This is a genomic window from Rheinheimera gaetbuli (assembly GCF_054781935.1).
Genome location: NZ_BAAGTL010000028.1, coordinates 549,937 through 576,861 on the forward strand (window position 1 = coordinate 549,937; position 26,925 = coordinate 576,861).

30 protein-coding genes are annotated in these 26,925 nt (G+C 47.6%); 11 read left to right on the forward strand and 19 right to left on the reverse strand.

Annotation, left to right across the window (positions count from 1 at the left end):
• The 11 genes from lpxD to rpsB all read right to left on the reverse strand — a co-directional run bounded on the left by lpxD (position 1) and on the right by rpsB (position 11,623).
• Positions 1-1,065 carry a UDP-3-O-(3-hydroxymyristoyl)glucosamine N-acyltransferase gene (lpxD, locus tag ACYVIC_RS19065; protein WP_460862484.1) on the reverse strand — a complete coding sequence of 355 codons (1,065 nt, stop codon included), beginning with the start codon at positions 1,063-1,065 and terminating at the stop codon, positions 1-3.
• Complete coding sequence (locus tag ACYVIC_RS19070; protein ID WP_460862486.1) at positions 1,065-1,583, reverse strand: OmpH/Skp family outer membrane protein; 519 nt, start codon at positions 1,581-1,583, stop codon at positions 1,065-1,067. Before ACYVIC_RS19070 ends, lpxD begins: the two co-directional genes overlap by 1 nt.
• Positions 1,584-1,606: 23 nt before the next feature.
• The gene (gene bamA, locus ACYVIC_RS19075) at positions 1,607-4,090 is read right to left on the reverse strand and encodes an outer membrane protein assembly factor BamA (protein WP_460862488.1); all 2,484 of its coding nucleotides are present in this window, start codon (positions 4,088-4,090) and stop codon (positions 1,607-1,609) included.
• 26 nt (positions 4,091-4,116) lie between these two features.
• The gene (gene rseP / locus ACYVIC_RS19080; protein WP_460862489.1) at positions 4,117-5,472 is read right to left on the reverse strand and encodes a sigma E protease regulator RseP; all 1,356 of its coding nucleotides are present in this window, start codon (positions 5,470-5,472) and stop codon (positions 4,117-4,119) included.
• A complete protein-coding gene (gene ispC / locus ACYVIC_RS19085; RefSeq protein ID WP_460862664.1) occupies positions 5,472-6,665 on the reverse strand; it encodes a 1-deoxy-D-xylulose-5-phosphate reductoisomerase in 1,194 nt (397 codons plus the stop codon). Before ispC ends, rseP begins: the two co-directional genes overlap by 1 nt.
• Complete coding sequence (locus ACYVIC_RS19090) at positions 6,665-7,534, reverse strand: phosphatidate cytidylyltransferase (protein ID WP_460862491.1); 870 nt, start codon at positions 7,532-7,534, stop codon at positions 6,665-6,667. Before ACYVIC_RS19090 ends, ispC begins: the two co-directional genes overlap by 1 nt.
• Positions 7,534-8,298, reverse strand: coding sequence for a polyprenyl diphosphate synthase (gene uppS, locus ACYVIC_RS19095; protein ID WP_460862492.1), 765 nt, complete (start codon positions 8,296-8,298; stop codon positions 7,534-7,536). Before uppS ends, ACYVIC_RS19090 begins: the two co-directional genes overlap by 1 nt.
• A gap of 133 nt (positions 8,299-8,431) precedes the next feature.
• Positions 8,432-8,989, reverse strand: a complete 558-nt coding sequence (gene frr / locus ACYVIC_RS19100) for a ribosome recycling factor (RefSeq protein WP_445766647.1) — start codon at positions 8,987-8,989, stop codon at positions 8,432-8,434.
• 60 nt (positions 8,990-9,049) lie between these two features.
• Positions 9,050-9,790, reverse strand: coding sequence for a UMP kinase (gene pyrH, locus ACYVIC_RS19105; RefSeq protein ID WP_460862493.1), 741 nt, complete (start codon positions 9,788-9,790; stop codon positions 9,050-9,052).
• 123 nt (positions 9,791-9,913) lie between these two features.
• The gene (gene tsf, locus ACYVIC_RS19110) at positions 9,914-10,786 is read right to left on the reverse strand and encodes a translation elongation factor Ts (protein ID WP_460862495.1); all 873 of its coding nucleotides are present in this window, start codon (positions 10,784-10,786) and stop codon (positions 9,914-9,916) included.
• A 105-nt stretch (positions 10,787-10,891) separates the two neighbouring features.
• Positions 10,892-11,623, reverse strand: a complete 732-nt coding sequence (gene rpsB / locus ACYVIC_RS19115) for a 30S ribosomal protein S2 (protein ID WP_460862497.1) — start codon at positions 11,621-11,623, stop codon at positions 10,892-10,894.
• A 308-nt stretch (positions 11,624-11,931) separates the two neighbouring features.
• Between rpsB and map the strand changes: the two genes are divergently transcribed.
• The 3 genes from map to dapD are packed head-to-tail and all read left to right on the forward strand — an operon-like array spanning position 11,932 to position 16,199.
• The gene (map, locus tag ACYVIC_RS19120) at positions 11,932-12,720 is read left to right on the forward strand and encodes a type I methionyl aminopeptidase (RefSeq protein ID WP_460862499.1); all 789 of its coding nucleotides are present in this window, start codon (positions 11,932-11,934) and stop codon (positions 12,718-12,720) included.
• Between the two features lie 21 nt (positions 12,721-12,741).
• Complete coding sequence (gene glnD / locus ACYVIC_RS19125) at positions 12,742-15,366, forward strand: bifunctional uridylyltransferase/uridylyl-removing protein GlnD (protein ID WP_460862500.1); 2,625 nt, start codon at positions 12,742-12,744, stop codon at positions 15,364-15,366.
• Positions 15,367-15,374: 8 nt separating this feature from the next.
• Positions 15,375-16,199 carry a 2,3,4,5-tetrahydropyridine-2,6-dicarboxylate N-succinyltransferase gene (gene dapD / locus ACYVIC_RS19130; protein ID WP_460862502.1) on the forward strand — a complete coding sequence of 275 codons (825 nt, stop codon included), beginning with the start codon at positions 15,375-15,377 and terminating at the stop codon, positions 16,197-16,199.
• A gap of 74 nt (positions 16,200-16,273) precedes the next feature.
• On the opposite strand, the gene ACYVIC_RS19135 is transcribed toward dapD, so the two are convergent.
• A complete protein-coding gene (locus ACYVIC_RS19135) occupies positions 16,274-16,468 on the reverse strand; it encodes a hypothetical protein (protein ID WP_460862504.1) in 195 nt (64 codons plus the stop codon).
• Positions 16,469-16,683: 215 nt separating this feature from the next.
• Between ACYVIC_RS19135 and cysZ the strand changes: the two genes are divergently transcribed.
• Positions 16,684-17,445 carry a sulfate transporter CysZ gene (gene cysZ / locus ACYVIC_RS19140; RefSeq protein WP_460862506.1) on the forward strand — a complete coding sequence of 254 codons (762 nt, stop codon included), beginning with the start codon at positions 16,684-16,686 and terminating at the stop codon, positions 17,443-17,445.
• 117 nt (positions 17,446-17,562) lie between these two features.
• A complete protein-coding gene (locus tag ACYVIC_RS19145) occupies positions 17,563-18,426 on the forward strand; it encodes an ADP-polyphosphate phosphotransferase (RefSeq protein ID WP_460862508.1) in 864 nt (287 codons plus the stop codon).
• A gap of 34 nt (positions 18,427-18,460) precedes the next feature.
• On the opposite strand, the gene ACYVIC_RS19150 is transcribed toward ACYVIC_RS19145, so the two are convergent.
• From ACYVIC_RS19150 to ACYVIC_RS19160, 3 genes are read right to left on the reverse strand one after another with little or no spacing between them, the layout of a single operon-like run.
• Positions 18,461-18,904 carry a flavodoxin gene (locus ACYVIC_RS19150; RefSeq protein ID WP_460862509.1) on the reverse strand — a complete coding sequence of 148 codons (444 nt, stop codon included), beginning with the start codon at positions 18,902-18,904 and terminating at the stop codon, positions 18,461-18,463.
• The gene (gene truC, locus ACYVIC_RS19155; protein WP_460862511.1) at positions 18,886-19,698 is read right to left on the reverse strand and encodes a tRNA pseudouridine(65) synthase TruC; all 813 of its coding nucleotides are present in this window, start codon (positions 19,696-19,698) and stop codon (positions 18,886-18,888) included. The genes ACYVIC_RS19150 and truC overlap by 19 nt, the downstream gene beginning before the upstream one ends.
• Positions 19,695-20,015 (reverse strand): YqcC family protein, encoded by a 321-nt coding sequence (locus ACYVIC_RS19160; RefSeq protein ID WP_460862513.1) that lies wholly within the window; start codon positions 20,013-20,015, stop codon positions 19,695-19,697. Before ACYVIC_RS19160 ends, truC begins: the two co-directional genes overlap by 4 nt.
• Positions 20,016-20,124: 109 nt before the next feature.
• Here ACYVIC_RS19160 and ACYVIC_RS19165 point away from each other — a divergent pair, with 109 nt between their 5' ends.
• Positions 20,125-20,424, forward strand: coding sequence for a DUF3301 domain-containing protein (locus ACYVIC_RS19165; protein ID WP_460862515.1), 300 nt, complete (start codon positions 20,125-20,127; stop codon positions 20,422-20,424).
• On the opposite strand, the gene ACYVIC_RS19170 is transcribed toward ACYVIC_RS19165, so the two are convergent.
• Together ACYVIC_RS19170 and ACYVIC_RS19175 are read right to left on the reverse strand one after the other, a co-directional pair.
• Entirely contained in the window at positions 20,417-20,734 is a 318-nt protein-coding gene (locus ACYVIC_RS19170; protein WP_460862518.1) for an Mpo1-like protein, read from the reverse strand. The two genes, ACYVIC_RS19165 and ACYVIC_RS19170, sit on opposite strands and share 8 nt — an antisense overlap.
• 21 nt (positions 20,735-20,755) lie before the next feature.
• Positions 20,756-21,406, reverse strand: a complete 651-nt coding sequence (locus ACYVIC_RS19175; RefSeq protein ID WP_460862520.1) for a GNAT family N-acetyltransferase — start codon at positions 21,404-21,406, stop codon at positions 20,756-20,758.
• Between the two features lie 143 nt (positions 21,407-21,549).
• Here ACYVIC_RS19175 and ACYVIC_RS19180 point away from each other — a divergent pair, with 143 nt between their 5' ends.
• Positions 21,550-21,777 carry a DUF2789 domain-containing protein gene (locus ACYVIC_RS19180; RefSeq protein WP_460862522.1) on the forward strand — a complete coding sequence of 76 codons (228 nt, stop codon included), beginning with the start codon at positions 21,550-21,552 and terminating at the stop codon, positions 21,775-21,777.
• A gap of 47 nt (positions 21,778-21,824) precedes the next feature.
• Here the strand turns inward: ACYVIC_RS19180 and ACYVIC_RS19185 are convergent, their stop codons facing one another.
• Complete coding sequence (locus ACYVIC_RS19185) at positions 21,825-22,184, reverse strand: DUF3192 domain-containing protein (RefSeq protein WP_460862523.1); 360 nt, start codon at positions 22,182-22,184, stop codon at positions 21,825-21,827.
• A 184-nt stretch (positions 22,185-22,368) separates the two neighbouring features.
• Between ACYVIC_RS19185 and ACYVIC_RS19190 the strand changes: the two genes are divergently transcribed.
• On the forward strand, positions 22,369-22,665 hold the full coding sequence (locus tag ACYVIC_RS19190) for a hypothetical protein (RefSeq protein WP_460862525.1): 297 nt from the start codon (positions 22,369-22,371) through the stop codon (positions 22,663-22,665).
• Positions 22,665-23,462 (forward strand): DUF2310 family Zn-ribbon-containing protein, encoded by a 798-nt coding sequence (locus tag ACYVIC_RS19195; protein ID WP_460862526.1) that lies wholly within the window; start codon positions 22,665-22,667, stop codon positions 23,460-23,462. The genes ACYVIC_RS19190 and ACYVIC_RS19195 overlap by 1 nt, the downstream gene beginning before the upstream one ends.
• Here ACYVIC_RS19195 and syd read toward each other — a convergent pair.
• Complete coding sequence (gene syd, locus ACYVIC_RS19200; protein WP_460862528.1) at positions 23,429-23,980, reverse strand: SecY-interacting protein; 552 nt, start codon at positions 23,978-23,980, stop codon at positions 23,429-23,431. The two genes, ACYVIC_RS19195 and syd, sit on opposite strands and share 34 nt — an antisense overlap.
• 74 nt (positions 23,981-24,054) lie before the next feature.
• Between syd and queF the strand changes: the two genes are divergently transcribed.
• Together queF and ACYVIC_RS19210 are read left to right on the forward strand one after the other, a co-directional pair.
• A complete protein-coding gene (gene queF / locus ACYVIC_RS19205) occupies positions 24,055-24,897 on the forward strand; it encodes an NADPH-dependent 7-cyano-7-deazaguanine reductase QueF (protein ID WP_460862529.1) in 843 nt (280 codons plus the stop codon).
• A gap of 444 nt (positions 24,898-25,341) precedes the next feature.
• Positions 25,342-26,892 (forward strand): sensor domain-containing diguanylate cyclase, encoded by a 1,551-nt coding sequence (locus ACYVIC_RS19210; protein ID WP_460862531.1) that lies wholly within the window; start codon positions 25,342-25,344, stop codon positions 26,890-26,892.
• Positions 26,893-26,925: the final 33 nt, after the last annotated feature.

Sequence of the window (26,925 nt, forward strand, 5' to 3'; positions counted from 1 at the left end):
CTAGTCCTCTGTCTGATGTTCAACATGCGGTGCACCCTGCACAGTAGCAAGCCGCTGCTCCAGCTGCTTTACCCGCTGATATAATTGATCTATTTGGCGCAACTTAGCTGTGTTCTTACGCCAATCGGCATTAGTTGTCGCAGGGATCCCCGACGAGTATACGCCTTTTTCTGTAATTGACTTGGTTATCATGGCCATACCAGTGATATTGACCCCGTCACAAATTTCGATGTGGCCATTAATACAAACGGCGCCGCCAATGATGCAATAACTCCCAATTTTAGTACTACCGGCAATAACAGTACAGCCAGCAATAGCAGTATGGTTGCCAATGTGCACGTTATGAGCAATCTGACATTGGTTATCAAGAATGACATTATTGCCCACAATGGTATCGGCAATGGCACCGCGGTCTATGGTAGTGCCGGCACCAATTTCACACTCATCACCAATAACAACACTGCCGGTTTGTGGAATTTTAATCCAGTGTCCGCCCTCATTGGCAAAACCGAAGCCATCAGCACCAATTACCGCACCACTGTGCACAATACAGCGCTCACCCAACTGCACTTTATGATATACCGTAGTATTGGCCCACAGCTTACTGTTATTACCAATACGGGCATGCTCACCGACAAAACTACCCGCGCCTATCTGCACGTTATCACCCAGCACAGCGCCGGCGGCAATAACCGCATTAGCAGCCACAGCCACGCCCTGGCCTACTATTGCTGATGCATCGATGACAGCTGTCGGATGAATATCTACGGCTGCAGCCGGTGTTGTATCTAACCACTGCGCTACACGGGCAAAAGCTACATAAGGGTCTTTAACAATTAAACCGCTAACGCCAGGCGCCAGAAAAGGCACATCTTGTGCGGTTATTAATACTGCAGAAGCTGAGGTTTGACTTAAAAATCGACGATATTTGCTGTTAGATAAAAAGCTAATCTGACCTGCGACAGCATGCTCTAACGTTGCAATAGCAACGATGCTGCAAGCAGCATCGCCTTGTAGCTGAGCATCAAGTTGCTCAGCCAGCTCACCTAAGGTATACGACACCATTATTTTGCTTTGCTGACCTGAGCGGCAACAGCTTCAGAAATGTCATATTCTGGTTTTGCATATACCGCCGCGCCAGAATTTAGCACCATATCGAACTTTTCACGCTCTGCCACAACATCAATCGCGGTTTTAATCAGTGCCAAAATTTTATTACGCTCTTCAGCCTGACGGTTACGAATTTCCTCATCCAGCGGCCGGGCAAGCTGCTCATACTGCTGGCGCTGTGTATTTAAGGTGTTTTTTAAGCTATCTTGCTGCTCTGTACTCATTGTAGGGCCATCGCGGCGTAATTTTTCAATGTTAAAGTTAATATCTTTTTCCAGCTTATTTACCGTTTCTACGCGCTGAGCAAATTCACTACGAATAGTTTCCTGTAGTGCAGCTGACTGAGGGATCTTCGCCGCTACAGCTTGCACATCAACATACGCAATTTTCATTTCCTTCGCTGCAGCATTACCCGCTAACATAAAACCAGCGACAAACAACAGTGCACATTTTACTACTTTTGTATTTAACATCTTATGTTCCCTATTTTTCTAATCTAGAAAGTTGTACCAATATTAAAACTGAAGTTTTCCTGCAAATCACCTTCTTGCTTTTTGATAATTTTCGCCAAGCTGAAGGTAAGCGGGCCCATCGGCGAAATCCACTGCAAAGATACACCAGCTGTAGCCCGAATCAAGCCCGGGTCAGCGTAATCAATCAGGCCTGGTTGTCTTTGACCATTTTCAATTTGTGTCAAGGTTGCGTAACGGTTTAGATCAAATTCTGTATCCCAGACATTACCGGCATCGACGAAAATACTGGTACGTACTGAATTGCGGTAATCATCGCTTAAAAACGGCGTGGGTGTAATAAGCTCTAACGTCGCGACCGCCATCGCATTTCCGCCGATAGAGCGTTGTGATACCTGATAGCGATCGTCTTCTGGCCCGGTTGGAAAACCAGGTTGCCCACTGCCTGGTAAACCCGGAACGGAATCGGCACTGCGAAATATCGCACGTGGACCGATAATACGGCTTTCAAAGCCACGCAGGTTACTACCACCGGCGTTGAAGTTTTCGGTAAATGGCAAAGTAAAGTCATAGCCATCATCACTGCCATAGCCGTTGCCATAGCCCAGTTCAACCTTACTCAGGAACGACCAGCTGTGATCGTTGCTTAGCGGGATATAGTTGCGGGCTTCAAACATCACCTTGTAGTATTTTAAATCAGAGTTAGGTGTAGTCGCCTTAAGTGTCGCACCAAGGTAATGCCCTGCCGTTGGAAACAAACCACGGTTTAATGTGCTACGCACCCAGCCTGCCGACAGCTCGTAGTTAGTAAACTTATACCCACCATCCGGGTTCTGCGCGTCTAGCAATACGGCACGGAAATGGCGTAACTGGTCATATTCCTGAATAGAATTGATCTTGTTAACTACGTAGTTTGCGCCAAAGTTTAACCGGTTATACTCGTTAACCGGATAGCCAATACTGGCCCCTGCACCATAACGGGTGTAGTTGTAAGCTTCAAGGTTAGATGACGCACTGCTGTAATCCAGATCAGAGTAGAATATCTGGCCGCCTAAACTCACACCGTCTAAGGTAAAGTAAGGGTCGGTATAGCTTAAACTTATTGATTTTTGGTACTTGTTGGTACTGAGATTGATACCAGCGCTGTTACCTGAGCCAAAAAAGTTCTCTTGCTGTACACCAACCTGAAATTGCAAGCCCATGTAATTGCCGTAAGAAATACCGGCATTGAAGCTACCTGATGGCTGCTCTTTAACCTTAAAGCCCACATCAACCAGATCATCAATACCTGCAACAGGCAGTGTTTCAAAGTCTACTGACTCTATATAAGGTAAACGCTGTATACGTTGCTTAGATAACTCAAGCGCATCATTTGACAGCCAGGCACCTTCCATTTGCCGTAATTCACGGCGCACAACTTCATCTTTGGTGTTGGCATTGCCAGATACGGCAATACGACGTACATAAACGCGCTTACCAGGTTCAACACTAATGGTTAATTCAACGTCTTTAGTATCGTCATTAATTTTCGGGATGGTACGCACTTTAGAGTTGGCATAACCAAAGCGCGCCAATAATTTAGAGATGCTCTCTTCGGTGTAGGTCACCAGCGCGCCGTTATATAGCTGGCCATCTTTAAGCGGCAATACCTGATTAATAAAGTCGTCCTGACCAATCAGGTCACCAACAAACTTTACGCCTTTAATCGTGTATTTCTCGCCTTCGGTGACATTAAGCGTAACATACACAGACTCTTTATCCGGGCTTACCGACACCTGTGACGAGTCAATGTTAAAACGCAAATAACCGCGGTCCAGGTAATAACTGTTTATTTTTTCAATGTCGCCTTGCAATGTCTGCTTTTGGTAACGATCAGATGACATAAAACGCCACCACGGTAAGTCTTGCATTGACTCAATATTGTTTAGCAACTCCTCATCAGAAAACAGCTTATTGCCGACAATATTAATTTGCCGTACCGAAGCAGCATCGCCTTCTTCAAACTTAACCTTCAGGTTTACTCTGTTGCGCGGCAGGTAAGTCACCTCTACGTCAACCTCTGCCTGATATTTACCAACACCGTGGTAAAACTCTGTCAGGCCGTTTTCAATACTTTTTAATACCGTTTTGTCCAGCGGCTCACCTACTTCAACCTTATTTCCGGACAAACTTTCCAGTAACTGCTCTTCTTTTATGTCTTTATTGCCATCAAATTCAATGGCATTAATAGTCGGCCGCTCACGTACGCGGAAAACTACCGTGTTACCGTCACGAAACACTTTAATATCGTCAAAATGACCGGCAGAATAAAGCGCGCGGATACTGCGCGACAAACTGTAGTCGGTTACCGTATCGCCAACGGTAAAAGGTAAATTGTTCAGCGCAGCGCCCAAAGCGACACGTTGCAGGCCTTCCACCTGAATATCCTGAACCGTAAATGATTCTTCAGCGAGCACCGAGTTACTGCTTGTAGCAAGCAACATCGCAGCTACTAATCGTTTAATTGTCATTATTTGAACTACTTATGATTAGTTATTTACAAACGAGAAATATCGTTGAGCAGCGCAATTCCCATCAACATCAGCAGGATTAACGCTCCAAAGCGAAAACCTGTTTCCTGCGTCTTTTCAGAGACAGGTTTACCGCGTATTAGTTCCACCAACATATACATTAGGTGGCCGCCATCAAGCACGGGTAAGGGCAGCAAATTTATCACGGCTAAGTTAACACTTATCAGCGCCAAAAACGACAGAAAAGCCACCAAACCTATACTGGCTGTGGTTCCTGCACCCTGTGCAATGGAAATTGGCCCGCTTAGATGCTTCACCGACACATCACCGCTAAGCAACTTTCCAATCATGGCGATACTTAAGCGGGTCAACTGCCAGGTATGCGATAACCCGGCGCCTACAGCGTCGAACACACCATACTGACGCGTGTATAACACACCTTCCGGCCATTCACCGACTGTCGGTGTGACACCCAACACTCCCTGGCTGAAACCGTCATCAGCAACCTGGCGCGACGGTGTTACGGTTAGTTGTAATGTTTTGTCGTCACGTTGCAGGGTAAATTGCAGAGGCTGGTCTGGCGCGTTAGACACCAGACGTTGCAGCTGGCTCCAGTCGTTAATGTCTTCATCATTGATACGCAGCAAGGTATCACCGCCTTGCAGGCCATCGCGCTCTGCGGCTGACCCTGGTGCCACCTGCGCTATTTTAGTGTACAGCTGAGGCCTGGCAAGTTGCAGGCCCAAGCTTTCAAATACACTTTGTTTCTCGGGGTCAAACTGCCAGTCTGTGGTATCAAGTGTTAGCGTAGTTAATTCACTGCTTTGCATATCCCGTAACTGCAGTGCAATACTACTGCGGCCAATCTGTTCAACCAGCAATAAATTCACACTACTGATGTCAGTAGCGGTATGCTGGTTTACCGCCATAATCTGTTGATTTGGCTTAAAACCAGCCTGCCCAGCGATAGATTGTGGTGCCACATTGGCCACAACAGGGCGCATAGTTTGCACGCCAAGCATGTACATCAACCACAATGCAAACACGGCAAAAATAAAATTTGCTGCCGGACCGGCGGCAATAATCGCCATCCGTTGCCATACGGTTTTATGATTAAACGCCAGATCTTTAAACTGCGGCAGCACCGGATCTACCCGCTCATCTAACATCCGCACATAACCGCCAAGCGGAATGGCAGCAATAACAAATTCAGTACCTTGTTTATCACGCCAGCGTAGTAATGCTGTACCAAAGCCAATAGAAAAACGTTTTACCAAGACACCGTTTTTGCGGGCAACCCAGAAATGACCGAACTCATGCACTGTTATCAGCACACCCAGGGCAACGATAAATGACAGTAAATTCCAGATCACACCCGACATCAGGATAACTTCCTTAAGGTAACTTGAGCGCTTAGTCGCGCTTGTTGGTCCAGCGCCACTATATCATCCAGAACACTGGCTCGAAAACCAACAAATTGCGCCAGGCAATCGCTATTTACCCGGGCAATGTCAGTAAAGCGGATCCGTCCAGCCAGAAAAGCCGAAACAGCTTCTTCATTCGCCGCGTTAAGTGCTGTAGTAGCGCCTTGCCCGGCCCGGCATGCTTCTATTGCCAGATATAAATTGGGATAGCGCTCTGGACTGGGTTCAGTAAAGGTAAAATCACGCAGTTGTTTAAAACTTAGCGGCGCTACCGGGCTTGAAATACGCTTGGGAAACGCCAGCGCATAAGCAATAGGGGTGCGCATATCAGGTTGCCCTAACTGCGCCAGTATCGAGCCATCAGTATACTGCACCATAGAGTGAATAATACTTTGCGGGTGGATCACCACCTCAATATCGTTAGCAGCACAATTGAATAACCAACGCGCTTCTATAAATTCCAGGCCCTTGTTCATCATAGTGGCGCTGTCGACTGAGATTTTTTGTCCCATACTCCAGTTTGGATGGGCCACGGCTTGCGCTGGGGTAATATTAGCAAATTCACTTAACGGCGTAGCGAGAAACGGCCCACCACTTCCGGTCAGCAATAATTTACTAATGCCAAAATCGGCAAGATCCTGGTCATGAGTGTGTTGTTGCAAGGCAGCAGGTAAGCATTGAAAAATAGCATTGTGCTCGCTATCAATCGGCAATAAGGTCGCACCATGTTGCTTTACCTTATTGATAAAAAGCTCACCGGTCATCACCAGCGCTTCTTTGTTAGCCAGCAGTACAGTTTTGCCCTGTTCTACCGCAGCCAGTGTTGGCAGCAAGCCAGCTGCACCTACTATAGCTGCCATCACAATATCAGCATCAGGGTGTGCCGCCAGCTGACACAACGCATCATGGCCGCTAAGCACTTGGGTACAACTACCCGCTTGTTTTAACTGAAAGCTAAGTTCAGCCGCAGCTTTGACATCGAACATCGCAGCATAACGCGGTTTAAACTCCAGACATTGTGCCAGCAGTTTATCCACCTGACTGGCAGCAGTCAGAGCCAACACGCCAAACTGCAGGCGATGTTGGGCCAGCACTGACAAAGTGCTTACACCAATAGAACCGGTTGAACCAAGAATAACAACCTGACGCATCAATAAAAACCACCGAAAATGGCGATAAGTACGGCGTACAGCGGTGCTGTTGCTGTCAGGCTGTCAATGCGATCTAAAATACCGCCATGGCCGGGCAAAAAAGCACCACTGTCTTTTTTACCCGCTACGCGTTTAAACATACTTTCGGTCAGATCGCCAAATACCGACAACACGGTCAAGATCAATGCAGCGATATACCAAATACCGGTTTGCGCCGGCCAGCCTTTTAGTGCCGCGACCAGAGTAACCACTATGGCTACCAGTGTCAGCCCGCCCAGCATACCTTCGACTGTTTTGCCGGGGCTAACTTTAGGCAGCAGTTTATGTTTGCCAAACGGCTTGCCGACAATATAACCACCAATGTCAGCAGCCCACACCAATGCCAACAAACAAAAAATCAGCCAGGCACCGGTATAGTTTGAAGCAGCATAGTCGGTGTTACGAATAAACAATACCGCTACCCAGGCCGGTATTAATGTTAGCCAACCCATCAATGCTTTTAGCCAGTCACGCTTTGCCCATAAACGTTGGCTACGCGGAAAACTAAGCACCAGCGCGACAGCACATAACCACCAAACAATACCAAGTAGCAACAAGCTGCTAAGTAAAATATTACTCTCTATCGGAAACTGGGGTGTAACCGGCAGTTGCCAATAAAGTAATGCAAATAACACTGCTGTCAGTGCCACATAGACCCAACGCATAGACTTGCTGGCTAAACCACAAAAGCCACTCCACTCCCAGGCTCCGAGCAAAAAAGCCGCCGATATAAACATAGCGAAACCCGGCAGCGGTAAGTAAAATACAGCAGCCAAAGCCAATGGCGCCAAGAGCAGCGCGGTAATTACCCGTTGTTTAAACAATCTCATTATCCTTTAGCAAGCGCCGCCAATTGTCGTACTTGTTCGCCAGTACAACCAAAACGACGCTCACGGTTGACAAAAGCGGCTATAGCATCCGAAAACACTTGCTGATCAAAATCCGGCCATAGCGTGTCGGTAAACCAAAATTCTGCATATGCCGCCTGCCACAGCAAAAAATTACTGATGCGTAAATCGCCACCGGTGCGGATCAACAAATCCAGCTCAGGTTGGTCGTGCATCTGAATATGCTGTGCCAACAGGGTTTCGGTTATCTGCTCAGGTGACAACTCACCAGCCTGTACTTGCCTGGCCAGCATTTGGGCAGCGTTGGCAATATCCCAACGGCCGCCATAATTGGCGGCAATATTCAACGTTAACGCCGTGTTATTGGCGGTAAGTTGCTCTGCTTTAGCAATATTAGCTTTTAGTTTATCGCTAAACGCAGACAGATCACCGACTACCCTTAAGCGTACATTATGTTTGTGTAAGGTTTTCACTTCCGTTTGCAGTACCATTAAAAATAACTGCATTAGTGTAGAAACTTCATCTTCTGGCCGACGCCAGTTTTCACTGCTAAAGGCAAACAATGTTAACGAGGGTATACCCAGCTCGCGGCAAAGACTAACGCTGCGGCGCACGGCTTCAACGCCTTTTTTGTGCCCCCAAACCCGCGGCTTACCCTGCCGCTGCGCCCAACGGCCATTGCCATCCATTATTATTGCCACGTGTTGTGGCAAACTTTGCGGTTTGAGCTGCGTCTGTGCAGTCATAGGTGTGACCTGTCCTTAACCCTTTGCATCAGTCTGAAGCTGATTTCTGTACTACTAAAACATTACTGCAAAATAGAAAAAAGCGCCGTAAAGCCAAAGCGTCACGACGCTACTAACCTAACAGAAGTTTGTATTAAACTTCCATCAGTTCCTTTTCTTTGTCTGCCAGCACTTCGTCAATTTTTTTCACGAAACTGTCAGTAATTTTTTGAATTTCTTCCACCGCACGGCGCTCATCATCTTCACTGATAGCTTTATCTTTTTGCAATGCTTTTAAATCCGCATTGGCATCACGGCGTATATTACGCACGGCAACGCGGCCATTTTCTGCTTCGCCACGCACCAGCTTTACCAGGCTTTTACGTCGCTCTTCGGTTAACGCTGGCAAAGGCACACGAATAACGGTACCGGCAGACATTGGGTTTAAACCTAAATCTGATGCCATAATGGCTTTTTCTACCGCCGCAGCCATGCTTTTGTCAAATACGGTAATAGCTAAAGTACGAGCATCGTCGATAGACACGTTAGCAACCTGACGCAGTGGCGTATCAGTGCCGTAGTAAGAGACAGAAATGCCATCTAACAGGCTTGGGTGGGCACGACCGGTGCGCACCTTAGTTAATTGTACTTTAAGTGCGTCGACGCTTTTTTCCATCCGCACTTTGCTGTCTGTAATAATGTCGTTAATCACGATCGATATCCTTTTTGTTCATTGCCTGGCTGCAATACAGCCGCACCAAGGTCGGCTAGTTTACTGTAAATTTTCTGCGTGGTCGATGACTGTGCCTTCCTGCTCGCCCATGATCACCCGCTTCAACGCACCAGGTGTATTCATATTAAACACCCGAATTTGCAAGTTATGGTCTCTTGCCAGGGTAAAGGCGGCAAGATCCATCACTTTAAGCTCTTTATCCAGCACTTCATTATAGGTAAGCTGGCTGTATAAAGTGGCGGTTGGGTCTTTTACCGGATCGGCAGAAAACACACCATCAACCTTAGTGGCTTTTAATACCGCATCAGCTTCGATTTCAATGCCGCGCAGACAGGCAGCAGAGTCGGTAGTAAAAAACGGGTTGCCGGTACCGGCAGAGAAAATCACTACCCGACCCGATTTTAACAAGCTGATGGCTTCAGCCCAGCTGTAGTTGTCACACACGCCATTTAGTGGAATAGCACTCATCATACGGGCGTTAACATAGGCGCGGTGCAGCGCATCACGCATTGCCAGGCCATTCATTACCGTAGCCAGCATACCCATATGGTCGCCCACTACCCGGTTCATACCGGCTTTGGCCAAACCTTCACCACGGAAGATATTACCGCCGCCAATCACAATGCCAACCTGTACACCTAGCTCTACCAGCTCTTTAATTTCCTGTGCCATCCGGTCCAGCACTTTGGGGTCGATGCCAAAGCCTTCGTCGCCCATTAGCGCTTCGCCACTGAGTTTTAATAAGATCCTGCGGTAGGTGGGTTTTGGATTTATGCTCATGACTTCCTCATCGTGCCGGGGTGAATTTAGATAATTGCGGGTAAAAAAAACCGCGATTTAAGCCTTTTCAGACTCAAAGTCGCGGTTATTTTAGCGGGTTTTGCCCAAAGGCAGAAGAATAAATTACTTTTTAGCTGCGGCGATTTGCGCGGCAACTTCAGCAGCGAAGTCTTCTTCTTTCTTCTCGATACCTTCACCTACTTCTAAACGGATGAAAGATACGGCTTTAGCGCTGTGTTGCTTCAGGAAATCACCAACAGATACTGATGGATCTTTCACAAATGGCTGACCCGTTAAGCTTACTTCGCCGGTAAACTTGCTCATACGGCCAGCAACCATTTTTTCAGCGATTTCTTGTGGCTTACCAGAGTTAACCGCGATATCAATTTGAATAACGCGCTCACGCTCTACGACATCAGCAGGCACGTCGTCTGGCGTTAAGAAGCCTGGGTTATTAGCAGCAACGTGCATAGCAACATCTTTAGCGATATCTTCGTTACCGCCTTCCAGCACCGCTAATACACCGATACGGCCTGAGTGCACGTAAGAACCGATTACGGCGCCTTCAACCACTGCTGCACGACGTACGTTGATGTTTTCACCGATTTTAGCAACTAAAGTTGCCCGGGTGTCTTCAACTGAAGTGCCGTTTAAGTCAGCAGCTAAAATAGCTTCTGCAGTGAACAGCTTGTTAGCATGAGCTAAGTCAGCAACTGCGTTAGCAAAAGCCAGGAAGCTGGCATCACGTGCTACGAAGTCTGTTTCACAGTTAAACTCAATAGCTAAACCTAAACCGTTAGCTACGCGAGTTAAAATAGTACCTTCAGCGGCAATACGGCCTGCTTTCTTGGCAGCTTTGGCCAGACCACTTTTACGCATGGCGTCGATTGCAGCTTCGATATCACCTGCAGTCTCTTCCAATGCTTTTTTACAATCCATCATGCCAGCGCCAGTGCGCTCGCGAAGTTCTTTTACTAAAGCGGCAGTTACAGCCATGAGAGCTTCCTCGTATTAATTCTGGTTAGACAAACAGGGGCCTTGGCCCCTGTCGCAATTTTGCACTGTTTAACGCAAGTTTAACCTGCGCTAATGACAGAGAAATTACTCTGCTTCAACAACGAAGGCTTCGGCTTCTGCCTGTACTTCGATGTTTTTGTCACGACCTTCCAGGATAGCCTGACCAACAGCAGCCAGGTATAACTGAATGGCGCGGATCGCGTCATCGTTACCTGGAATTACATAGTCAACGCCTTTTGGATCAGAGTTAGTATCAACGATAGATACAACCGGAATACCCAAGTTGTTGGCTTCTTTGATAGCAATATGCTCATGGTCAGCGTCGATTACGAACAGCACGTCTGGCAAGCCGCCCATATCTTTAATACCGCCTAAGCTCTTTTCCAGCTTGTCCATTTCACGGGTACGGTCTAAAGCTTCTTTCTTAGTCAGCTTGTCGAAAGTACCGTCCTGGCTCTGTGCTTCCAGATCTTTTAAACGCTTGATTGACTGACGCACTGTTTTCCAGTTAGTCAGCATGCCGCCTAACCAGCGGTGGTTTACGTAGAACTGGTCCACTTTGCTTGCCGCTTCTTTAATTGCTTCAGAAGCCGCACGCTTAGTACCAACGAACAGGATTTTGCCCTTTTTCGCTGCTACTTGCTGAATGAATGCCAGTGCATCGTTCATCATAGGAACAGTTTGTTCCAGGTTGATGATATGTACCTTGTTACGCGCACCAAAAATGAATGGCTTCATTTTTGGGTTCCAGTAACGGGTTTGGTGACCGAAGTGCACGCCCGCCTGGAGCATGTCGCGCATAGAAACTTTTGCCATGATTTATTTTCCTGTATAAGGGGTTAAGCCTCCATGTATCCCATATGCCGACCTTAAGCCTACTGTGGTTCAGTAGCACAAAAAGCACCCCGGAATATGTGTCGATACATGTGTGTTTTGTTTACGTTAGGCAAACTGCGATGCTATTAGCCATATTAAAGAACAAAAGGTTCTGCAATATGCACTAAAGCAATTTGCTAATTTGCGGCGCGCTTTATACCATAGACACCTTACAAACACAATCTAATGTGTATTTTTACAGCAGTAATGCCATAGCCTGGTGTTACCCAAAAAAACAGAGAGACAGCATGACAGCGACTATCAAAACCCCGGCCGAAATTGAAAAAATGCGTGTGGCAGGCCGCTTGGCTGCACAGGTGCTGGAGATGATTGAGCCTTATGTAAAAGCCGGTGTCACCACCGACGAGCTTAACACCATCTGTCACAACTTCATTGTTAATGAACAACAAGCGATACCAGCACCCTTGAATTACCACGGTTTCCCTAAGTCGATCTGCACCTCAGTTAATCAGGTAATTTGCCATGGCATACCTGCCGATAAAAAGCTGAAAGACGGCGATATCATTAATATTGATATCACGGTAATTAAAGACGGTTACCACGGCGATACCTCAAGAATGTTTGTCGTTGGCAAGCCCAGCATCCTGGCTGAGCGGCTTATTCGGGTGACGCAAGAGTGCATGTATCTGGCGCTGAAAAAAGTAAAAAATGGCGTGCGCTTAGGTGATATTGGTCATGTTATTCAACAACATGCCGAAGCACATAGTTACTCGGTAGTGCGCGAATATTGTGGCCATGGTATCGGTGCGGTGTTTCATGAAGACCCGCAGGTGCTGCATTACGGCAAGCCCGGCACCGGCGAAACTTTAACCACAGGTATGTGTTTAACTATCGAGCCGATGATTAACGCAGGCGCACGCCACAGCAAATTATTGGCAGACGGCTGGACGGTTGTCACTAAAGATCGTAGTTTATCGGCCCAGTTCGAACACACTATTTTAGTAACTGACACCGGCTGTGAAATTTTAACCCTGCGCAGCGACGATACAATAGATCGAATATTAACAGCAGAATAAACGCCTTACAGGAGTACCTTAATGAGCCAGGCGGTAATGTATAGCAAAGCGCTTCCGGACAATTACAGCCTGGACAGTTATAAAAAGCATTTTGCTGAATTTCATGACTGGCTTGGCCGCAGCTTTTCGCAGCATCCGGTGAATAGTCTGGTTAAGGCCCGGGCGCATTTTATCGACGATGTGCTGGTACAGCTGTGGCACAAGTTTGATTTGCACAAAAGTAAAGATGTCAGCCTGATAGCGGTAGGTGGCTATGGCCGGGGCGAGCTGCACCCCTGCTCTGACATTGATTTGCTGCTGCTGACAGATGGCCGACTCTCTGCAGCTCAGCAAGACGCCGTTGGCCAGTTTATTACCGTGCTGTGGGATCTGCGCCTTGAAGTTGGCCACAGCGTGCGCACACTTAAAGAATCTATTAAGCTGGGCAAAGAAGACATCACCATCGCCACCAACCTGTTGGAGATGCGTCTGCTTACCGGCAATAAACCGCTGTTTGAACAATTACAACTCGACGTTAGCAAAGACAGCTTCTGGACCAGCCAGGCGTTTTTTCAGGCCAAGCGTCACGAACAACAGCAGCGGCATGCCCAGTATCACGGTACCGCTTACAACCTGGAGCCGAACTTAAAAGCCAATCCGGGTGGCCTGCGCGACATTCAAACCATCGGCTGGGTAGCGAAGCGGCATTTCCAAACCCGCACCATGCGCGAGCTAGTGGCTTATCAATACCTGACTGAAGATGAATATCAGGAACTGATGGAGTGTGAGGCATACCTTTGGCAAATGCGCTTTGCGCTACATTTAGAAGCCGGCCGTAACGAAAACCGCATTCTGTTTGACTACCAGCCCGCAGTAGCAGAGCGGCTGGGATTTGGCGCCGATGGCAAAGCCTCGGTAGAGCGGATGATGAAACGGTTTTTCCGCACCGTACAGCGCGTTGCTGAATTAAACGAAATGCTGCTGCAGCACTTTGACGGCAGCATACTAAACCATAAAGATAAAGTTAAGACGCTGATCTTAGATGATTATTTTGAGCTACAAGGCCATTTAATTGTTGCCCGCGATAATGCGGTGTTTGCCAGGCGCGACAACCTGCTACGGCTGTTTTGGCATATTGCTAACAACTCGAACATTACCGGCGTGCACTCTTCTACTATGCGGCTTGTCCGCCAGGTACGCCGGCGTTTAATGGGTGATTTACAGGACTATGAAGCCTGCCGCCAGCTGTTTTTAGCCATTATCCGCCATCCACGCGGTATGGATAAAGCCATTACACTAATGCACCGCTATGGTGTGCTGGCGGCTTACCTGCCGCAGTGGCGTAATATTGTCGGCCAAATGCAGTTCGATTTATTTCATGCCTACACCGTCGATGAGCATACCCACCGCTTATTAAAAAACCTGTATAAGTACACGCTAAGCGAGCACGAAAGCGAATTTCCGCTGTGTAGTGATATCGTCAAGAAAATGGAAAAACCAGAGCTGCTATATTTGGCCGGCATTTTTCACGATATTGCCAAAGGCCGCGGCGGCGATCACTCCGAGCTTGGTGCCATGGATGTGCGCGAATTTGCCAAGTTGCATAAGCTCAGTGATTTTGACAGCAAACTGATTGCCTGGCTGGTAGAGCATCATTTATTGATGTCTGTTACTGCGCAGCGCCGTGATATCCATGACCCGGCAATAGTCGCTGAGTTTGCCGAAAAAGTACGTGACGAAACCCGACTTAACTACCTGTATTGTTTAACGCTGGCTGATATCCGTGCCACCAACGACAACTTATGGAACGACTGGAAAGGCTCATTGTTGCGCGAGCTGTTTTTAGCGACGCAAAAAGCGTTTCGCCGCGGGCTGGAAAAACCGATGGACCTGCGCGATCTAATCCGCGAAAACCAAAGCGAAGCCATGCCGCTACTGCTAAAGCAAACTTTTAGCGAAAGCGAAATACTGCATTTATGGAGCAGGATAAAAGCCGATTACTTTGCCCGTTATAGCGCGCGGCAAATTGCCTGGCACTGCGAGCATATTTTGCGGCATAAAAACCCGGACGAACCATTGGTGTTAATCAGTAAAGCGCCGATCCGCGGCGGTACCCAGGTATTTATTTATACCAAAGACCAGCCGAAATTATTTGCCCGCTTAGTCGCGGCGCTGGACAGCAAAAAAGTAACAATTTTTGATGCCCAGATCATGACCAATAAAGACGGTTATGCCATGGATACCTTTGTGGTGCTGGAGCAAAACGGTGAAGCCGTTAACTCACCCTCACGCCAACAAAGTATTAAACGGGCGCTAGAGTTATTTATTGCTGGCAAGCCGGATTTGTCGCGGCAAAAAACCAGGTTGTCACGGCAGATGCGCCAGTTTAATGTGCCGCCCAAGGTGGTATTTTTACCCGGCAATACCGCTAAACGCACCATGATAGAGCTGGCCGCACTAGACACCCCCGGTTTATTGGCCAATATAGGTGAGGTATTTCAGCGCTGTGATGTCAACATACACGCGGCGAAAATCACCACCATTGGCGAGCGGGCAGAAGATTTTTTTATGATTTCCAATAGCGATGATCAGGCGCTGTCCAGTGAGCAGCAAAGCGCACTAAAGCGTGCCCTGATTGAGCAACTATCACAGCAAACAGAAGGCTAACAACGACAATGTCAGAGTTAAAAAGCATTATAGAACAAGCATTTGAACAACGTACCGACATAACCCCAAGCACGGTAACGGCAGAAGTGAAGCACGCCGTCAGCACCGCCATCAGCATGCTGGATAACGGCAGCGCCAGGGTAGCCGAAAAAATTGCCGGTGAATGGGTTGTGCATCAATGGCTGAAAAAAGCCGTGTTACTGTCATTTCGCATTAACGACAACATTGTTATGGACGGTGCTGAAAACCGCTTTTTCGATAAAGTACCCATGAAATATGCCAGTTACGACGACGCGCAATTCCGTGCCGATGGTGTGCGCGTGGTGCCACCGGCTGCGGTACGCCGTGGCAGCTACATCGCCAAAAACGTGGTGCTAATGCCATCTTACGTTAACATTGGTGCTTATGTCGGTGAAGGTACTATGGTAGACACCTGGGCCACGGTGGGCAGCTGTGCACAAATTGGTAAGAACGTGCATTTGTCCGGTGGTGTTGGTATTGGCGGCGTATTAGAGCCATTGCAGGCTAACCCAACCATTATTGAAGACAACTGCTTTATCGGTGCCCGCTCTGAAGTGGTTGAAGGCGTTATTGTTGAAGAAGGTGCAGTACTGTCAATGGGCGTTTATATCAGCCAGAGCACGCGCATTTACGATCGTGAAACCGGTGAAATCAGCTACGGCCGCGTTCCGGCAGGTGCGGTTGTGGTGCCGGGCTCTATCCCGTCAAAAGATGGCAGCCACAGTTTATACGCGGCCATTATTGTGAAGAAAGTGGATGCGCAAACCCGCGCAAAAGTGGGCATTAATGCCCTGCTGCGCAGCGTAGAGTAATCTTTAGCAGATAGCAAAACGGCAGCTCAGGCTGCCGTTTTTTAATGTTGTAACTGTATCATGCTATGTTGCAACTAGCCGATATACAGCATCACTGCAAAGCTAACTAAACCCACAGCAGCAAACATGCCGTATTCCAGACGTTTTTCAAATTGTTTCTCAGCGCCCTCTGCTGCTGGCACCAATAGCGCTGAAATCAGACAAGTTAACCCTGCCAGCAAACACAGCGTAGTTAACCCAAACACCAGCGCAGAACCTAATATCGCCATAACTTACCCTTACCTGACATGTTAAAAACGGGGCTTACTGCAGCAAGGCAGCCGCCAAAAAGTGCGCGCATTCTAGCACAAAATCAAACGGCAATTGAAACCAGCCGTGTTACAACATTATATTCTGTTACGAAAAAAGCCAGCTTGTTGGCTTAAACGCAGGATAAAAGCCTTTATACTGCGTTCAAGTTCAACCTTAACCTCTCTGAGCGCTAATGTACTATTTTTTTCGTGGCTTAAATTTGATCCAGACCAAAGGTTTAAAGCGTTTTGTGCTGGTGCCGTTATTAATCAATCTGCTGCTGTTTTCCTTCGCATTCTATGTTTTGCTGCAACAGGTCAACGCTATGGTCAGCGCAGTACAACAGTATTTACCCGCCTGGCTACACTGGCTGGAGTATTTACTTATCCCATTGGGCGTAATGACGTTGGTTATCGGCTTAGCGTACAGTTTTACCATGGTCGCGAACTTCATCGCTGCGCCTTTTAACGGCTTACTCAGTGAAAAAGTAGAAGCGCATTTATCAGGCCGGGTTATTGCCAACACCACAATGGCGGCCTTTGTTAAAGATATACCGCGCATGCTCGGTCGCGAGTGGCAAAAACTGCTGTATGCCTTGCCTCGCGCCATTATTTTATTTGTGCTGTTTTTATTTCTGCCGGTTATCGGACCGATACTGTGGTTTTTATTTACCAGCTGGCTGCTGGCTATTCAGTATGTTGATTACCCGTACGACAACAATAAAATTGACTTTCGCACTATGCGGGCCCAACTGCGCGCCCAGCCTGCCAACAGCTTTGCCTTTGGCGTTACAGTAAATATTGCCTGCATGATCCCGCTGTTTAACTTATTTGTAATGCCAATAGCGGTATGCGGCGCCACCGCCATGTGGGTAGACAAACTGGCAGCACAAAACGATCCGGCATTAAAAGCCGCGGGCGCACAGGCTTACAACAAGTTGGACAAATACTGTTAGCTTTTCAGTAGGGAGCACCAAGCTATAACTGGCCTTGTCGCTAACAGCGTCTATGCTTGGTACCACAGTCAATACTGACATCCCCGGGCGCGCTGTGCGCACCAAAAAGGAAATATCATGAAAATTAAGCCGGATGATTACCGTGTGCTACCGGCCCAGAGTGTCGACCTGTCGCAGCGCCCAACTAAGGTTGAGCCGGCTTATGATTCTAAGAAAACCTACAAGAAGATGTTACAGCAGCAGGTTGACGAGCTAAGTGAGCTGCAGCGACTTCACTACGCGTCGAATAAACACGCTTTATTATTAATTTTTCAGGGCATGGATACCGCAGGTAAAGACAGCGCCATCCGTCATGTGATGTCGGGTGTCAATCCACAAGGCTGTCAGGTGTTTAGCTTTAAACAACCCAGCACTGAAGAGCTACAGCACGACTTCCTCTGGCGTACCGGCAAACGCCTGCCACAGCGGGGACAGATTGGTATCTTTAACCGCTCTTACTACGAAGAAGTACTGATAGTGCGGGTACACCCTGAGTTACTCAAATCGCAAGGCTTTTCTGATGATGCCATAGCTGGCCATGCTATCTGGGACGAGCGTTTTAAATCAATAATCGATCTTGAGGCGCATTTAAGCAGCAACAGAACCCAGGTGCTTAAATTTTTTTTGCATCTGTCAAAAGATGAGCAGCGCGAACGGTTTTTGGCGCGCATAGACGAGCCGGAGAAAAACTGGAAGTTCAGCATTGCCGATGTAAAAGAGCGCGGCCACTGGAATGACTATATGCGCGCTTATGAAGCCTGCCTCAGCACTACAAGTACAGCGCTATCGCCCTGGTTTATTGTGCCGGCTGATGACAAGAAAAACGCCAGGCTAATCATCTCGCAAATTGTCGTCGAGACGCTACAGAACCTGAAAATGCATTACCCCAAAGTCAGCGCTGCGCGTAGAAAGCAGTTGCTAAAGCTACGCGAGCAACTTTAAGCGTCAGCATACATGCTGCAAACAGGCTGCAGCGCTATGTTGCAAACTGCTGTTTAAGCCAGGGTAAAGCAATAGTTTCCGGCTCCAGTGTTTCGCCGGCATCAATGCGCAGCATAGGCGCAAGTTCTGTGCCCTGAATTTCCAGCAGTAACTCGCGTAGCTGCTCGGCGGCACCGCAGAAAGTGTCGTAACTGCTGTCACCCAAGGCGATCACGGCAAAGTGTTTGCCGGTAAGTAACGGAAAGCGGTTTTGTACATCAAGATAAAATGGCAGCAGATTATCCGGAATATCGCCCTGCCCCGTGGTAGAGCTTAGCACCAACCAGATATCAGCATTAAAGCTAAGCACATCATCCAATTTAGCTTCTTCAAATAACTTAACCTCATGTCCCAGGCCGGTTAACAGCGGCTGAGCCTCTTCAGCGACATATTGGGCCGCGCCATATACACTGCCGACAATCAGGGCGATTTTTGCCATTTTTCCTCCATAAAAAGCTCAGCAAATTGTTGCTGATAATATGCTTCATCTATCGGCCAGCCAAATTGGCTGAACAACAGTTCAAGCTCATTCAGACCGGCGCTAAGCGTTAAAAGTTCGCCGCTCACCGGATGCGGCAACTGCAACTGTTTGGCAATTAATAACAAACGCTTGCAATTAAAATGCTGTTTAAACAATGCATTGTGTTTACCATCACCATGGCTGGTATCGCCTACAATTGGATGGCGTAAATGCGCCAAATGGCGGCGTAGCTGATGTTTGCGGCCGGTCAGCGGCTGCAGCGCGACTAAAGCATACCGTGCTGCCGGATATTTACTTACCGGTATAGGTAGTTCTACCTGTTGCAAGGGCTGATAACGGGTTACTGCTTGCTGCGGCGCTTTGTCATCTCTACTGAACTTATCGGCAATATCGTCCAGCTGTTCTTTTAGTGGATAGTCAAGCTCACCACCGCTAAGCATGAAGCCGCGCACTACTGCCAGATAATGTTTACGCCACAGCTGTTGCTCTTGCTGTTTGCATAACAGGTGAGCCACCTCGCTGGATAATGCGAATAACAACACCCCAGATGTAGGCCGGTCTAACCGATGCACCGGGAACACATGCTGCCCAAGCTGATCTCTTAGGGTTTGCATTACAAACACCGTTTCGTGTTTATCCAAAAACGAGCGATGCACCAGCATGCCACTGGGTTTATCAACCGCCACGATATACTGATCCTGATAAATAATACTCAGGGGCGTAGTCAGCACAAATGGCAGCGCAGCGGTCATTGCACCCCCGACAAGGTATTATCAATGCGGCGAATAATGTCCAGTATGGCTGCCATTGCGCTAGCGTTATGCTGAAAAGCAAGCTCTGCCATGGGCAAAATATTAACGGCTTGCGGCAACGGCGTATTGGTATCTAGCAACGCCTGCATGCGCGGTATAAAAATAAATTGCAGCCACTGCTCCAACGCCAGCGTGTCGTAACAAAAAGGCAGTGTGCTGGCCATAGCAGCCTTATCAGGTGGCGATGTGCGCCATAATTGTTGTTGGCGTAACTCAGCTTCCAGCTCATTTAACAGGCATTCAACCGCTTTTGACATAAGCACCTCAGATTAAGCAGCGTAGTTTAACACAAGCAAAAGCCGCAACCAGCCCTTGTAAAAACGAGTTAGAATCAGCATTATCTGCCCAGACAAGCAGGAGAAGTACATGGGCTCAGTGTTATTGCTGTTGGTGATCAGCAGCATTTGTTATCTGTTTTGGATGCAACGTAAACAAGATGAACGTGCTGTAGTGGTGGCAGGCCAGTTGTGTCAGCAACAGCAGCTGCAGCTGCTCGATTGCGGGCGTAGCGGCCACAGTTTTCGTAAAATAAACGGCAGGCTGCGCTTTATCACCCGCTATCAGGTTGATTTTAGCGGCGATGGTGAAAGCCGTTATCAGGCTGAATTGTTGCTAAGCGGTATGCGCCTGGCGGCATTTAACTTACCGGCGTATCGTATTAATTAGCCGGTAGTTTGTCTTTTAACTGGCCGGTTACAAAGTCTTTAAACATCACCCAGTCGGCCGCCAAACTGTACAACGGATACTTAAAAGTAGCCGGCTTATTGTGCTCAAACACCAGATGTCCCAACCAGGCGAAACCATAGCCTATGACCGGTAACAACCACAAATACGACCACTGCCGGCTAACAATGGCGAACAACAATACCGCTAGCACCAAAGCGCTGCCACAGTAATGCAAGGCGCGGCATAGGGGATGGCGGTGCTCACTTAAGTAGTACGGATAAAATTCGGCGAAACTACGGAATTTACTCATACGCGTTGCTCCGGTGTTGTGTCAGACAACCTGCGGTTGCCGCTGGCGGAACATCAGCGTACCACTTACGGTATTAAACGTCAGCTCTGTAACAGGCTGATATAAATCTCCGGCGAAAAAGGCTTTGTACTTCTGCAGTGTAACAAAAACACCAATACCCGCAGATTGTTCGTCTTTGTCGACAATGGAGTCTACTGCGTGAATAAGGTAATGGCCCAACCCCAGATGCTGATGCCTTGGTGCGACCGCAATAAAGGCCAGCATGTGGTAACGCTGTGCTGGCATGGCAGCATGAATTTTTTGCTCTTTTTCTAATAATTGCCGGGTAGACACATAACCTGCTGTGAGCAACATTTTTAGCCGCCAATGCCACAAGCGGCTGGCACCGATACCTGAGTCTGGTGTAATGACACAGGCCACTCCCAGTAATTGGTCAGCGTTAAATAACCCGATTATAGGCTGCCCTGCCTGCCAAAAGGTGCTGAGCTCTTCACGGATTGCGGCGCGCAGTCGCTGTTCATAGTCTGGTTTGTCAGCACGAAAAATTTCCATAAATAAGGGGTCATCATGGTAAGACTGATACAGCAGAGACGCCGCCAGCTTTAATTCCTCGGCACTAAGTAAAATAGCTTGTAACCGTTCTAACTCTGTCGCATTAAGCTCTGCCAGCATGGCGGCTCCTTGGTTATTGTAGTTTTTTTCACCACAATAGCAGTGTGGATATAAAATGCCAAGAGACGGATTTCAGCAAAAACACCGATAGCAGCTATGCTTTCAGACAGACATGTCAATACAGGTAATTAAAAGGAGCCACAATGGATACCTCAGCGCACAATATGGCAACCCTGTTCGCCCAATTGGGCCTGGACAATGATGAGCGGGCCGTCAGTCAGTTTTTACAGCAGCACAAACTGGCACCGGGCATGGCAATTCAGGATGCTCCGTTCTGGACACAGGCGCAGGCCAGTTTTTTACATGAATCACTAAAGCAAGATGCTGAATGGTGCGAAATTATTGATGAGCTAAATGCGTTGTTACACTAAGCATGGCGCCAGAGCGAGGCAGGCAGGGCCCGCCGCGCTCTAAAGTATTACAGATATTGATAGGCTTTATCGCCCCAGCCGGTTAAACGATTTTGTTTAAAAATTAGCGGTGTGCATTCTTCTTTGGTGGTTTTACCATCACTCTTGTGATGATGCGTGCGGTAAAACAACACTTGTACAGTGCTACCCTCTTTATTAAACGCCTCGGTAAAGTCCGGCGAGCCTAATAAAGTACGAACATCATCCGCGCTCATATCCAGCACAAGCTTGTTAATTTGTTGCAGGTTTGCGTGCTGTGTTTTTTTCCAATTACTGTCATCATCAAACTCATGGTTACCCCCTACAGAAACCACACACCCTGATAACGTCACTGCCAAAGCAGCTGCGACAAAAGTTTTTGCTAACATAATCACTTTCCTTGGTTGTTTTACATAATTGGCCGGCATTTCAGGCTGCTTTGTTTTTAGCAAAGAGCATGCCACCAATTAAATTATTTAAAAACAATGCATTATGAAATTGCAGTTATCTTTCTTAGTATATTGATGGTAAATTTCGCTATTAGTTAGTCAAACAAACACCCGAAGGCACTTAATGACCGACACGATACAACTGCTGCAACAAGTCGCCACGCAATTAAAACAGGAAGGTAAAAGCCCAAGCCTGGCGCTATTTCGTGCCCGCCTGGCGGGAAGAATAACGCCACAACAATTATTCGCTGCTTATCAGCACTGGCGCAATCATCCGCTATACGCCGCTGCGGCGACAGATGAAACAGAAACGCAGTCCGAACTCATGCCAACAGCGGTTCAGCCGGATGATTTACAACAGCAGCTAAACCGGATTGAAGCTAAACTTGACGCATTACTCAGCATGCAAGCTAAAAGCTGATGTATCTTGCCGAACTGACATTCAAAGTTATTGCGGATACCGATTTTAATCTTTCTGAAAACGCTATCCGTAATTATATTGAAGCGCTGATATTTAATGGCCAGGTATTAGGCCGTGAATTCCCCACCGCCTGGCAACAGCATAGCTTTGCTTGTCGCGTTGTGTTACCCACTGAAAATGCCCTACAACAACGCTATCATAGCGACAGAGGAGCCGCTGCACAGCAACAGCTGGCTGCCGCAGGGTTGGCTTATCCGCAGGTAAAGCTGCTTGGTATGGATTTAATGTCTCAACACACTGACCCGTGCCAGCAGGTTGATTTCTACATACTGTATAGTCGTTTCAGCGATACTTGCTCGCCGCTGCGTTGTGGTGCCGATCTGGCGCCAGTGCCTTTATATCAGATCGCCAGCCCCAACACAGACCATGAACAGCTGATCCGCTGGCAACTGCAGTATCAGGCGTTAGACGAAATTCAAATGCAACAAAACCGGGTATTATACAAAACGGCAGAACGCAGCTTGCAACAGCTGCACAGCGAGCTTAACAAACAAGGACGCCGCCTTGCACGAGAGCTTGCCAGGCATAACAATATTAAGGTGTATTATGCGGTATACAGCGGCAGCAGCAACAATTGTAGCCTGGAGGCACAGAAGCCCTGCCCTGGCTGTGGTGGCAACTGGTGTTTAACCGAGCCATTGCTGCAATTATTCGATTTTAAATGCGATGCTTGTCAATTAGTAAGCAATATCGCCTGGGATTGTCAAAGCCCCTCAGCAGAGCACGGCGACAGCTGATCAATAAACTGCGCAAGACTATCTGCCAGCTTTTCTGTCACTTCCTGGCCAACATGTTCCAGATACACCTCACCACTGCTGTTCAGTACTGACAACATAATGTCATCATCTTCAGTTGTGGCGAAAAATACTGTCTCGCGCTGTTTAAGACGACGCTTCATTATAATATGGCCAATAATATTTTCTTGCAGCCGTTTGACGTCATCACTGTTCCACACCATCAACAATATTAACTTACCGCGCGCATGCTCTGCGGCCAACCCGGCACCGTAATACAACTGATAAAATTGCTTGATATCACTGTGCAATGTCAGCTCCAGCGCATGTTCAACATTACTGAAATCTGCCTGCGGCTGCTGTAATACAGGTTGCCATTGCACTTCGTTTTGTTCGATGTCGCCAAGCTGACATGGTGACGGGCTGCTTTCATCAGCCCAGGTTCGCAACATCTGCTGGTTTTGTTGCTGCCATAGCAGCATCTGTTGGATAAACTGCGGATAAATGTCGGAAAGAGTCACGGGATCTGCCATTACACTTTGTGATAAACTGGCGCTATTGTATCGTTAAGCCAGCGCAAAAGACAAAACCTGTTATGACCAACCTATATTCCGACGCCCTGACCGGTTTAAGCCTGGGCAAAACCACAGCCTATGCTGAGCAGTATGATGCCAGTTTGTTGCAGGCAGTGCCTCGCGCGCTTGGGCGTGACGACATTGGCTTGGACCCGAAAGCACTGCCCTTTGTTGGCCAGGACATTTGGCATGGCTATGAATTGTCTTGGTTGAACGCCAAGGGTAAACCAATGGTTGCGCTGGCTACTTTTGTTGTCCCATTTGACTCAGCCAATCTGATCGAATCCAAATCATTTAAGCTCTATCTGAACAGCTTCAATCAAAGCCGGTTTGCTGATTTAGGCCTGGTGTATCGTCACCTGCAACATGACTTGTCGGCCTGCGCCGGCAAGCAGGTAAAAGTTAGTCTGCATAATGTCAATGAAATTACAGCATTTCAGCCAACCTGGCTGCCTGGCCGTTGCATTGATGATCTGGATATTGAAATTGAGCAATACCAATACGATGCCGGTTTACTAAAAACACAAGCAGATGGCGCTATCGTCGAAGAAAAACTGCATTCGCATCTATTAAAATCAAATTGTCTTATTACGTCTCAGCCTGATTGGGCCAGTGTATATATTCATTACCGCGGCACAGCATTGGATCATGAAAGCCTATTGCGTTATCTGATTAGTTTTCGTAGCCACAACGAGTTTCATGAACAATGTGTTGAGCGCATTTATACCGACATCTGGCGGCTTTGCCAGCCGGCGTTTCTTGCGGTATATGCCCGCTATACCCGCCGCGGCGGCCTGGATATTAATCCGTGGCGCAGCAGCGAGCCCTGCTCGCCACCAACCATCCGCCTAAGCCGACAGTAATATGTAATATTACATAGGCAATTACGAATTAAAAACCATCGCCCCGGCCGGCAGTGACAGTTAAAACCTTGATTATAAAAATATTACATAGATTTCAACTACCATAAAGCCGAGCAAAAAAACGTAACTCAATAAGAAACATTACGACTGGACTTTCAAAAACCAGCTAAATCTGCTTAAATATGCGGCGCCTTGCAGACGGACTGCAAGGCTGTAGTTCCCAAAAGGAATGCTGATTATGCAATATCTTACCTCTACTGAAGAACAATCCTGGTTACCTTACTACCTGTGTAAGAAGTAATTCAGGAGAAAAATAATTACCCTGTCACAGCTGGCTACAACGCCAGCTGTTTTTTTACGGCATAAATGCATAAAGTCTGCTCCCTTTTATCTGGATTGCCGATATACTTAAGCCTAAACATAGATTTAACAACACGGGCAAAGGTGGCAATTTTGCAGGATGACCAACTAAGCAAGGCGCTAAAAGCACGCAAAGCACTGGAAGATACTTATCAGGCACAGTTCAAAATTCTGGCTTCTTTTGTGTCTCGCCTGTCATTGGCATGCAAAGGCGTTGATGTTGATCTGGATAACCGGCTGGCAAAGCTACGCACCGAACTAAACCGCGGCACTGACTTGGAAAAGTTGCTACCCTTCATAGAGGGTACCAATGAAAGTCTGAAGCAATTGGAAACCCGGCATCAGCAAGATGTGCAGCGCGTACAACAAGGTCTGACCAATGCCGGTAAGCTGCTGCAACAGCAAAAAGGCCTGCCGGATCAATTGCGCCGTGATTTGCGTCAATTATTAGGCAAAGTGGAACAACCGTCTGCAACTGTGCATGCTTTTCTCCCTTACCTTACCGATTTAGTCCGTTTGTACCAAACAGCAATGCAAGCCAGACAGCAATTGCAAAGTACCGACCAGGGCGATGATGAGCGCTACGGCCACATTTGCCGCCAGATCAGTCTGGAGCTGACTAACTTACTTAGCGAGCTGACGTTTGCCGAAGATAGCGCTGCAGAAATGGACATCATCCGGCTAAGCTTGCTTAACAACCTTAGCATTGAGCAACTGCTGGAAGCCTGTCTTAAAACTATCAGTGTTATTATTAGTAGTATTAATAAAGAGCGTCAGTCGGCTGAGCACTTCCTGTTAAAGCTCAATGATGCCTTGTCTAACGTGCAGCAAGCCGTTGTCTCATCGCTAAGTTGCTCTGGTGAGATGAAGCAAAAAATGCAACGGCTCAACCAGCAAATCGAGCTGCAAATTACCCATCTGAGTGAGGCAAGTGAAAGAGCTACCTCACTGGAACAACTGAAATTATTGGTAAGTGACAAACTGACGGCGATCACCAGTTCTTTACGCGAGAAAGAGCAGCTTGAACAGCAGGAACGCGGCAACTTTTTGTTAACGCTGGGGAATATGGAAAAACGGTTAAATGAGCTGGAAACTGATGCCAGTAATTTTAAAAAGCGCATTTCAGAGCAGCAATTTCGCAGCTTACAGGATGCGCTAACCGAAATACCAAACCGCGCAGCACTGGATGAACGTTACCAGCTGGAAATTAAGCGTTGGCAGCGTTACCAGAAGCCGTTATGTATTGCGCTGGCAGATGTCGATCATTTTAAAAATATTAATGACAATTATGGCCACAGTGCCGGTGATAAGACCCTTAAAGCTATAGCAAAGGCACTAAGAAATGGCTTGCGGGAAACCGATTTTATCGCCCGCTATGGCGGTGAAGAGTTTGTTATTTTATTTCCGGAAACTGCACTTGCTGATCTGGAAGCGCCACTCAATGCGTTGAAGGACAAAATCGGCAAAATGCCGTTTAAATTCAAGAACACTCATGTTCCTATTAGCATTTCTTTTGGTGCCACACAGTTAACAATCACCGACAGCAGCCGCAGTGCATTTGACCGCGCAGATGAGGCGCTGTATGAAGCGAAAAAGGCAGGACGGAATAAAGTTATTCTAAAACCCGCTACCTAAACTGCTATGCACCTCATATTGGAAAGGAGTACC

What these genes read in the sequence shown, in the direction of transcription:
- tsf (WP_460862495.1), bottom strand. Translation starts at nt 10,786, where the DNA reads ATGGCTGTAACTGCCGCTTTAGTAAAAGAACTTCGCGAGCGCACTGGC.
- ACYVIC_RS19150 (WP_460862509.1), bottom strand. Translation starts at nt 18,904, where the DNA reads ATGGCAAAAATCGCCCTGATTGTCGGCAGTGTATATGGCGCGGCCCAA.
- rpsB (WP_460862497.1), bottom strand. Translation starts at nt 11,623, where the DNA reads ATGGCAAAAGTTTCTATGCGCGACATGCTCCAGGCGGGCGTGCACTTC.
- ACYVIC_RS19135 (WP_460862504.1), bottom strand. Translation starts at nt 16,468, where the DNA reads ATGGCGATATTAGGTTCTGCGCTGGTGTTTGGGTTAACTACGCTGTGT.
- truC (WP_460862511.1), bottom strand. Translation starts at nt 19,698, where the DNA reads ATGACCGCTGCGCTGCCATTTGTGCTGACTACGCCCCTGAGTATTATT.
- bamA (WP_460862488.1), bottom strand. Translation starts at nt 4,090, where the DNA reads ATGACAATTAAACGATTAGTAGCTGCGATGTTGCTTGCTACAAGCAGT.
- ACYVIC_RS19170 (WP_460862518.1), bottom strand. Translation starts at nt 20,734, where the DNA reads ATGAGTAAATTCCGTAGTTTCGCCGAATTTTATCCGTACTACTTAAGT.
- ACYVIC_RS19165 (WP_460862515.1), top strand. Translation starts at nt 20,125, where the DNA reads ATGGGCTCAGTGTTATTGCTGTTGGTGATCAGCAGCATTTGTTATCTG.
- lpxD (WP_460862484.1), bottom strand. Translation starts at nt 1,065, where the DNA reads ATGGTGTCGTATACCTTAGGTGAGCTGGCTGAGCAACTTGATGCTCAG.
- uppS (WP_460862492.1), bottom strand. Translation starts at nt 8,298, where the DNA reads ATGACTGCACAGACGCAGCTCAAACCGCAAAGTTTGCCACAACACGTG.
- rseP (WP_460862489.1), bottom strand. Translation starts at nt 5,472, where the DNA reads ATGTCGGGTGTGATCTGGAATTTACTGTCATTTATCGTTGCCCTGGGT.
- queF (WP_460862529.1), top strand. Translation starts at nt 24,055, where the DNA reads ATGACCAACCTATATTCCGACGCCCTGACCGGTTTAAGCCTGGGCAAA.
- ACYVIC_RS19175 (WP_460862520.1), bottom strand. Translation starts at nt 21,406, where the DNA reads ATGCTGGCAGAGCTTAATGCGACAGAGTTAGAACGGTTACAAGCTATT.
- ispC (WP_460862664.1), bottom strand. Translation starts at nt 6,665, where the DNA reads ATGCGTCAGGTTGTTATTCTTGGTTCAACCGGTTCTATTGGTGTAAGC.
- pyrH (WP_460862493.1), bottom strand. Translation starts at nt 9,790, where the DNA reads ATGAGCATAAATCCAAAACCCACCTACCGCAGGATCTTATTAAAACTC.
- cysZ (WP_460862506.1), top strand. Translation starts at nt 16,684, where the DNA reads ATGTACTATTTTTTTCGTGGCTTAAATTTGATCCAGACCAAAGGTTTA.
- ACYVIC_RS19180 (WP_460862522.1), top strand. Translation starts at nt 21,550, where the DNA reads ATGGATACCTCAGCGCACAATATGGCAACCCTGTTCGCCCAATTGGGC.
- ACYVIC_RS19190 (WP_460862525.1), top strand. Translation starts at nt 22,369, where the DNA reads ATGACCGACACGATACAACTGCTGCAACAAGTCGCCACGCAATTAAAA.
- ACYVIC_RS19185 (WP_460862523.1), bottom strand. Translation starts at nt 22,184, where the DNA reads ATGTTAGCAAAAACTTTTGTCGCAGCTGCTTTGGCAGTGACGTTATCA.
- ACYVIC_RS19195 (WP_460862526.1), top strand. Translation starts at nt 22,665, where the DNA reads ATGTATCTTGCCGAACTGACATTCAAAGTTATTGCGGATACCGATTTT.
- ACYVIC_RS19145 (WP_460862508.1), top strand. Translation starts at nt 17,563, where the DNA reads ATGAAAATTAAGCCGGATGATTACCGTGTGCTACCGGCCCAGAGTGTC.
- map (WP_460862499.1), top strand. Translation starts at nt 11,932, where the DNA reads ATGACAGCGACTATCAAAACCCCGGCCGAAATTGAAAAAATGCGTGTG.
- ACYVIC_RS19160 (WP_460862513.1), bottom strand. Translation starts at nt 20,015, where the DNA reads ATGTCAAAAGCGGTTGAATGCCTGTTAAATGAGCTGGAAGCTGAGTTA.
- ACYVIC_RS19070 (WP_460862486.1), bottom strand. Translation starts at nt 1,583, where the DNA reads ATGTTAAATACAAAAGTAGTAAAATGTGCACTGTTGTTTGTCGCTGGT.
- glnD (WP_460862500.1), top strand. Translation starts at nt 12,742, where the DNA reads ATGAGCCAGGCGGTAATGTATAGCAAAGCGCTTCCGGACAATTACAGC.
- ACYVIC_RS19090 (WP_460862491.1), bottom strand. Translation starts at nt 7,534, where the DNA reads ATGAGATTGTTTAAACAACGGGTAATTACCGCGCTGCTCTTGGCGCCA.
- dapD (WP_460862502.1), top strand. Translation starts at nt 15,375, where the DNA reads ATGTCAGAGTTAAAAAGCATTATAGAACAAGCATTTGAACAACGTACC.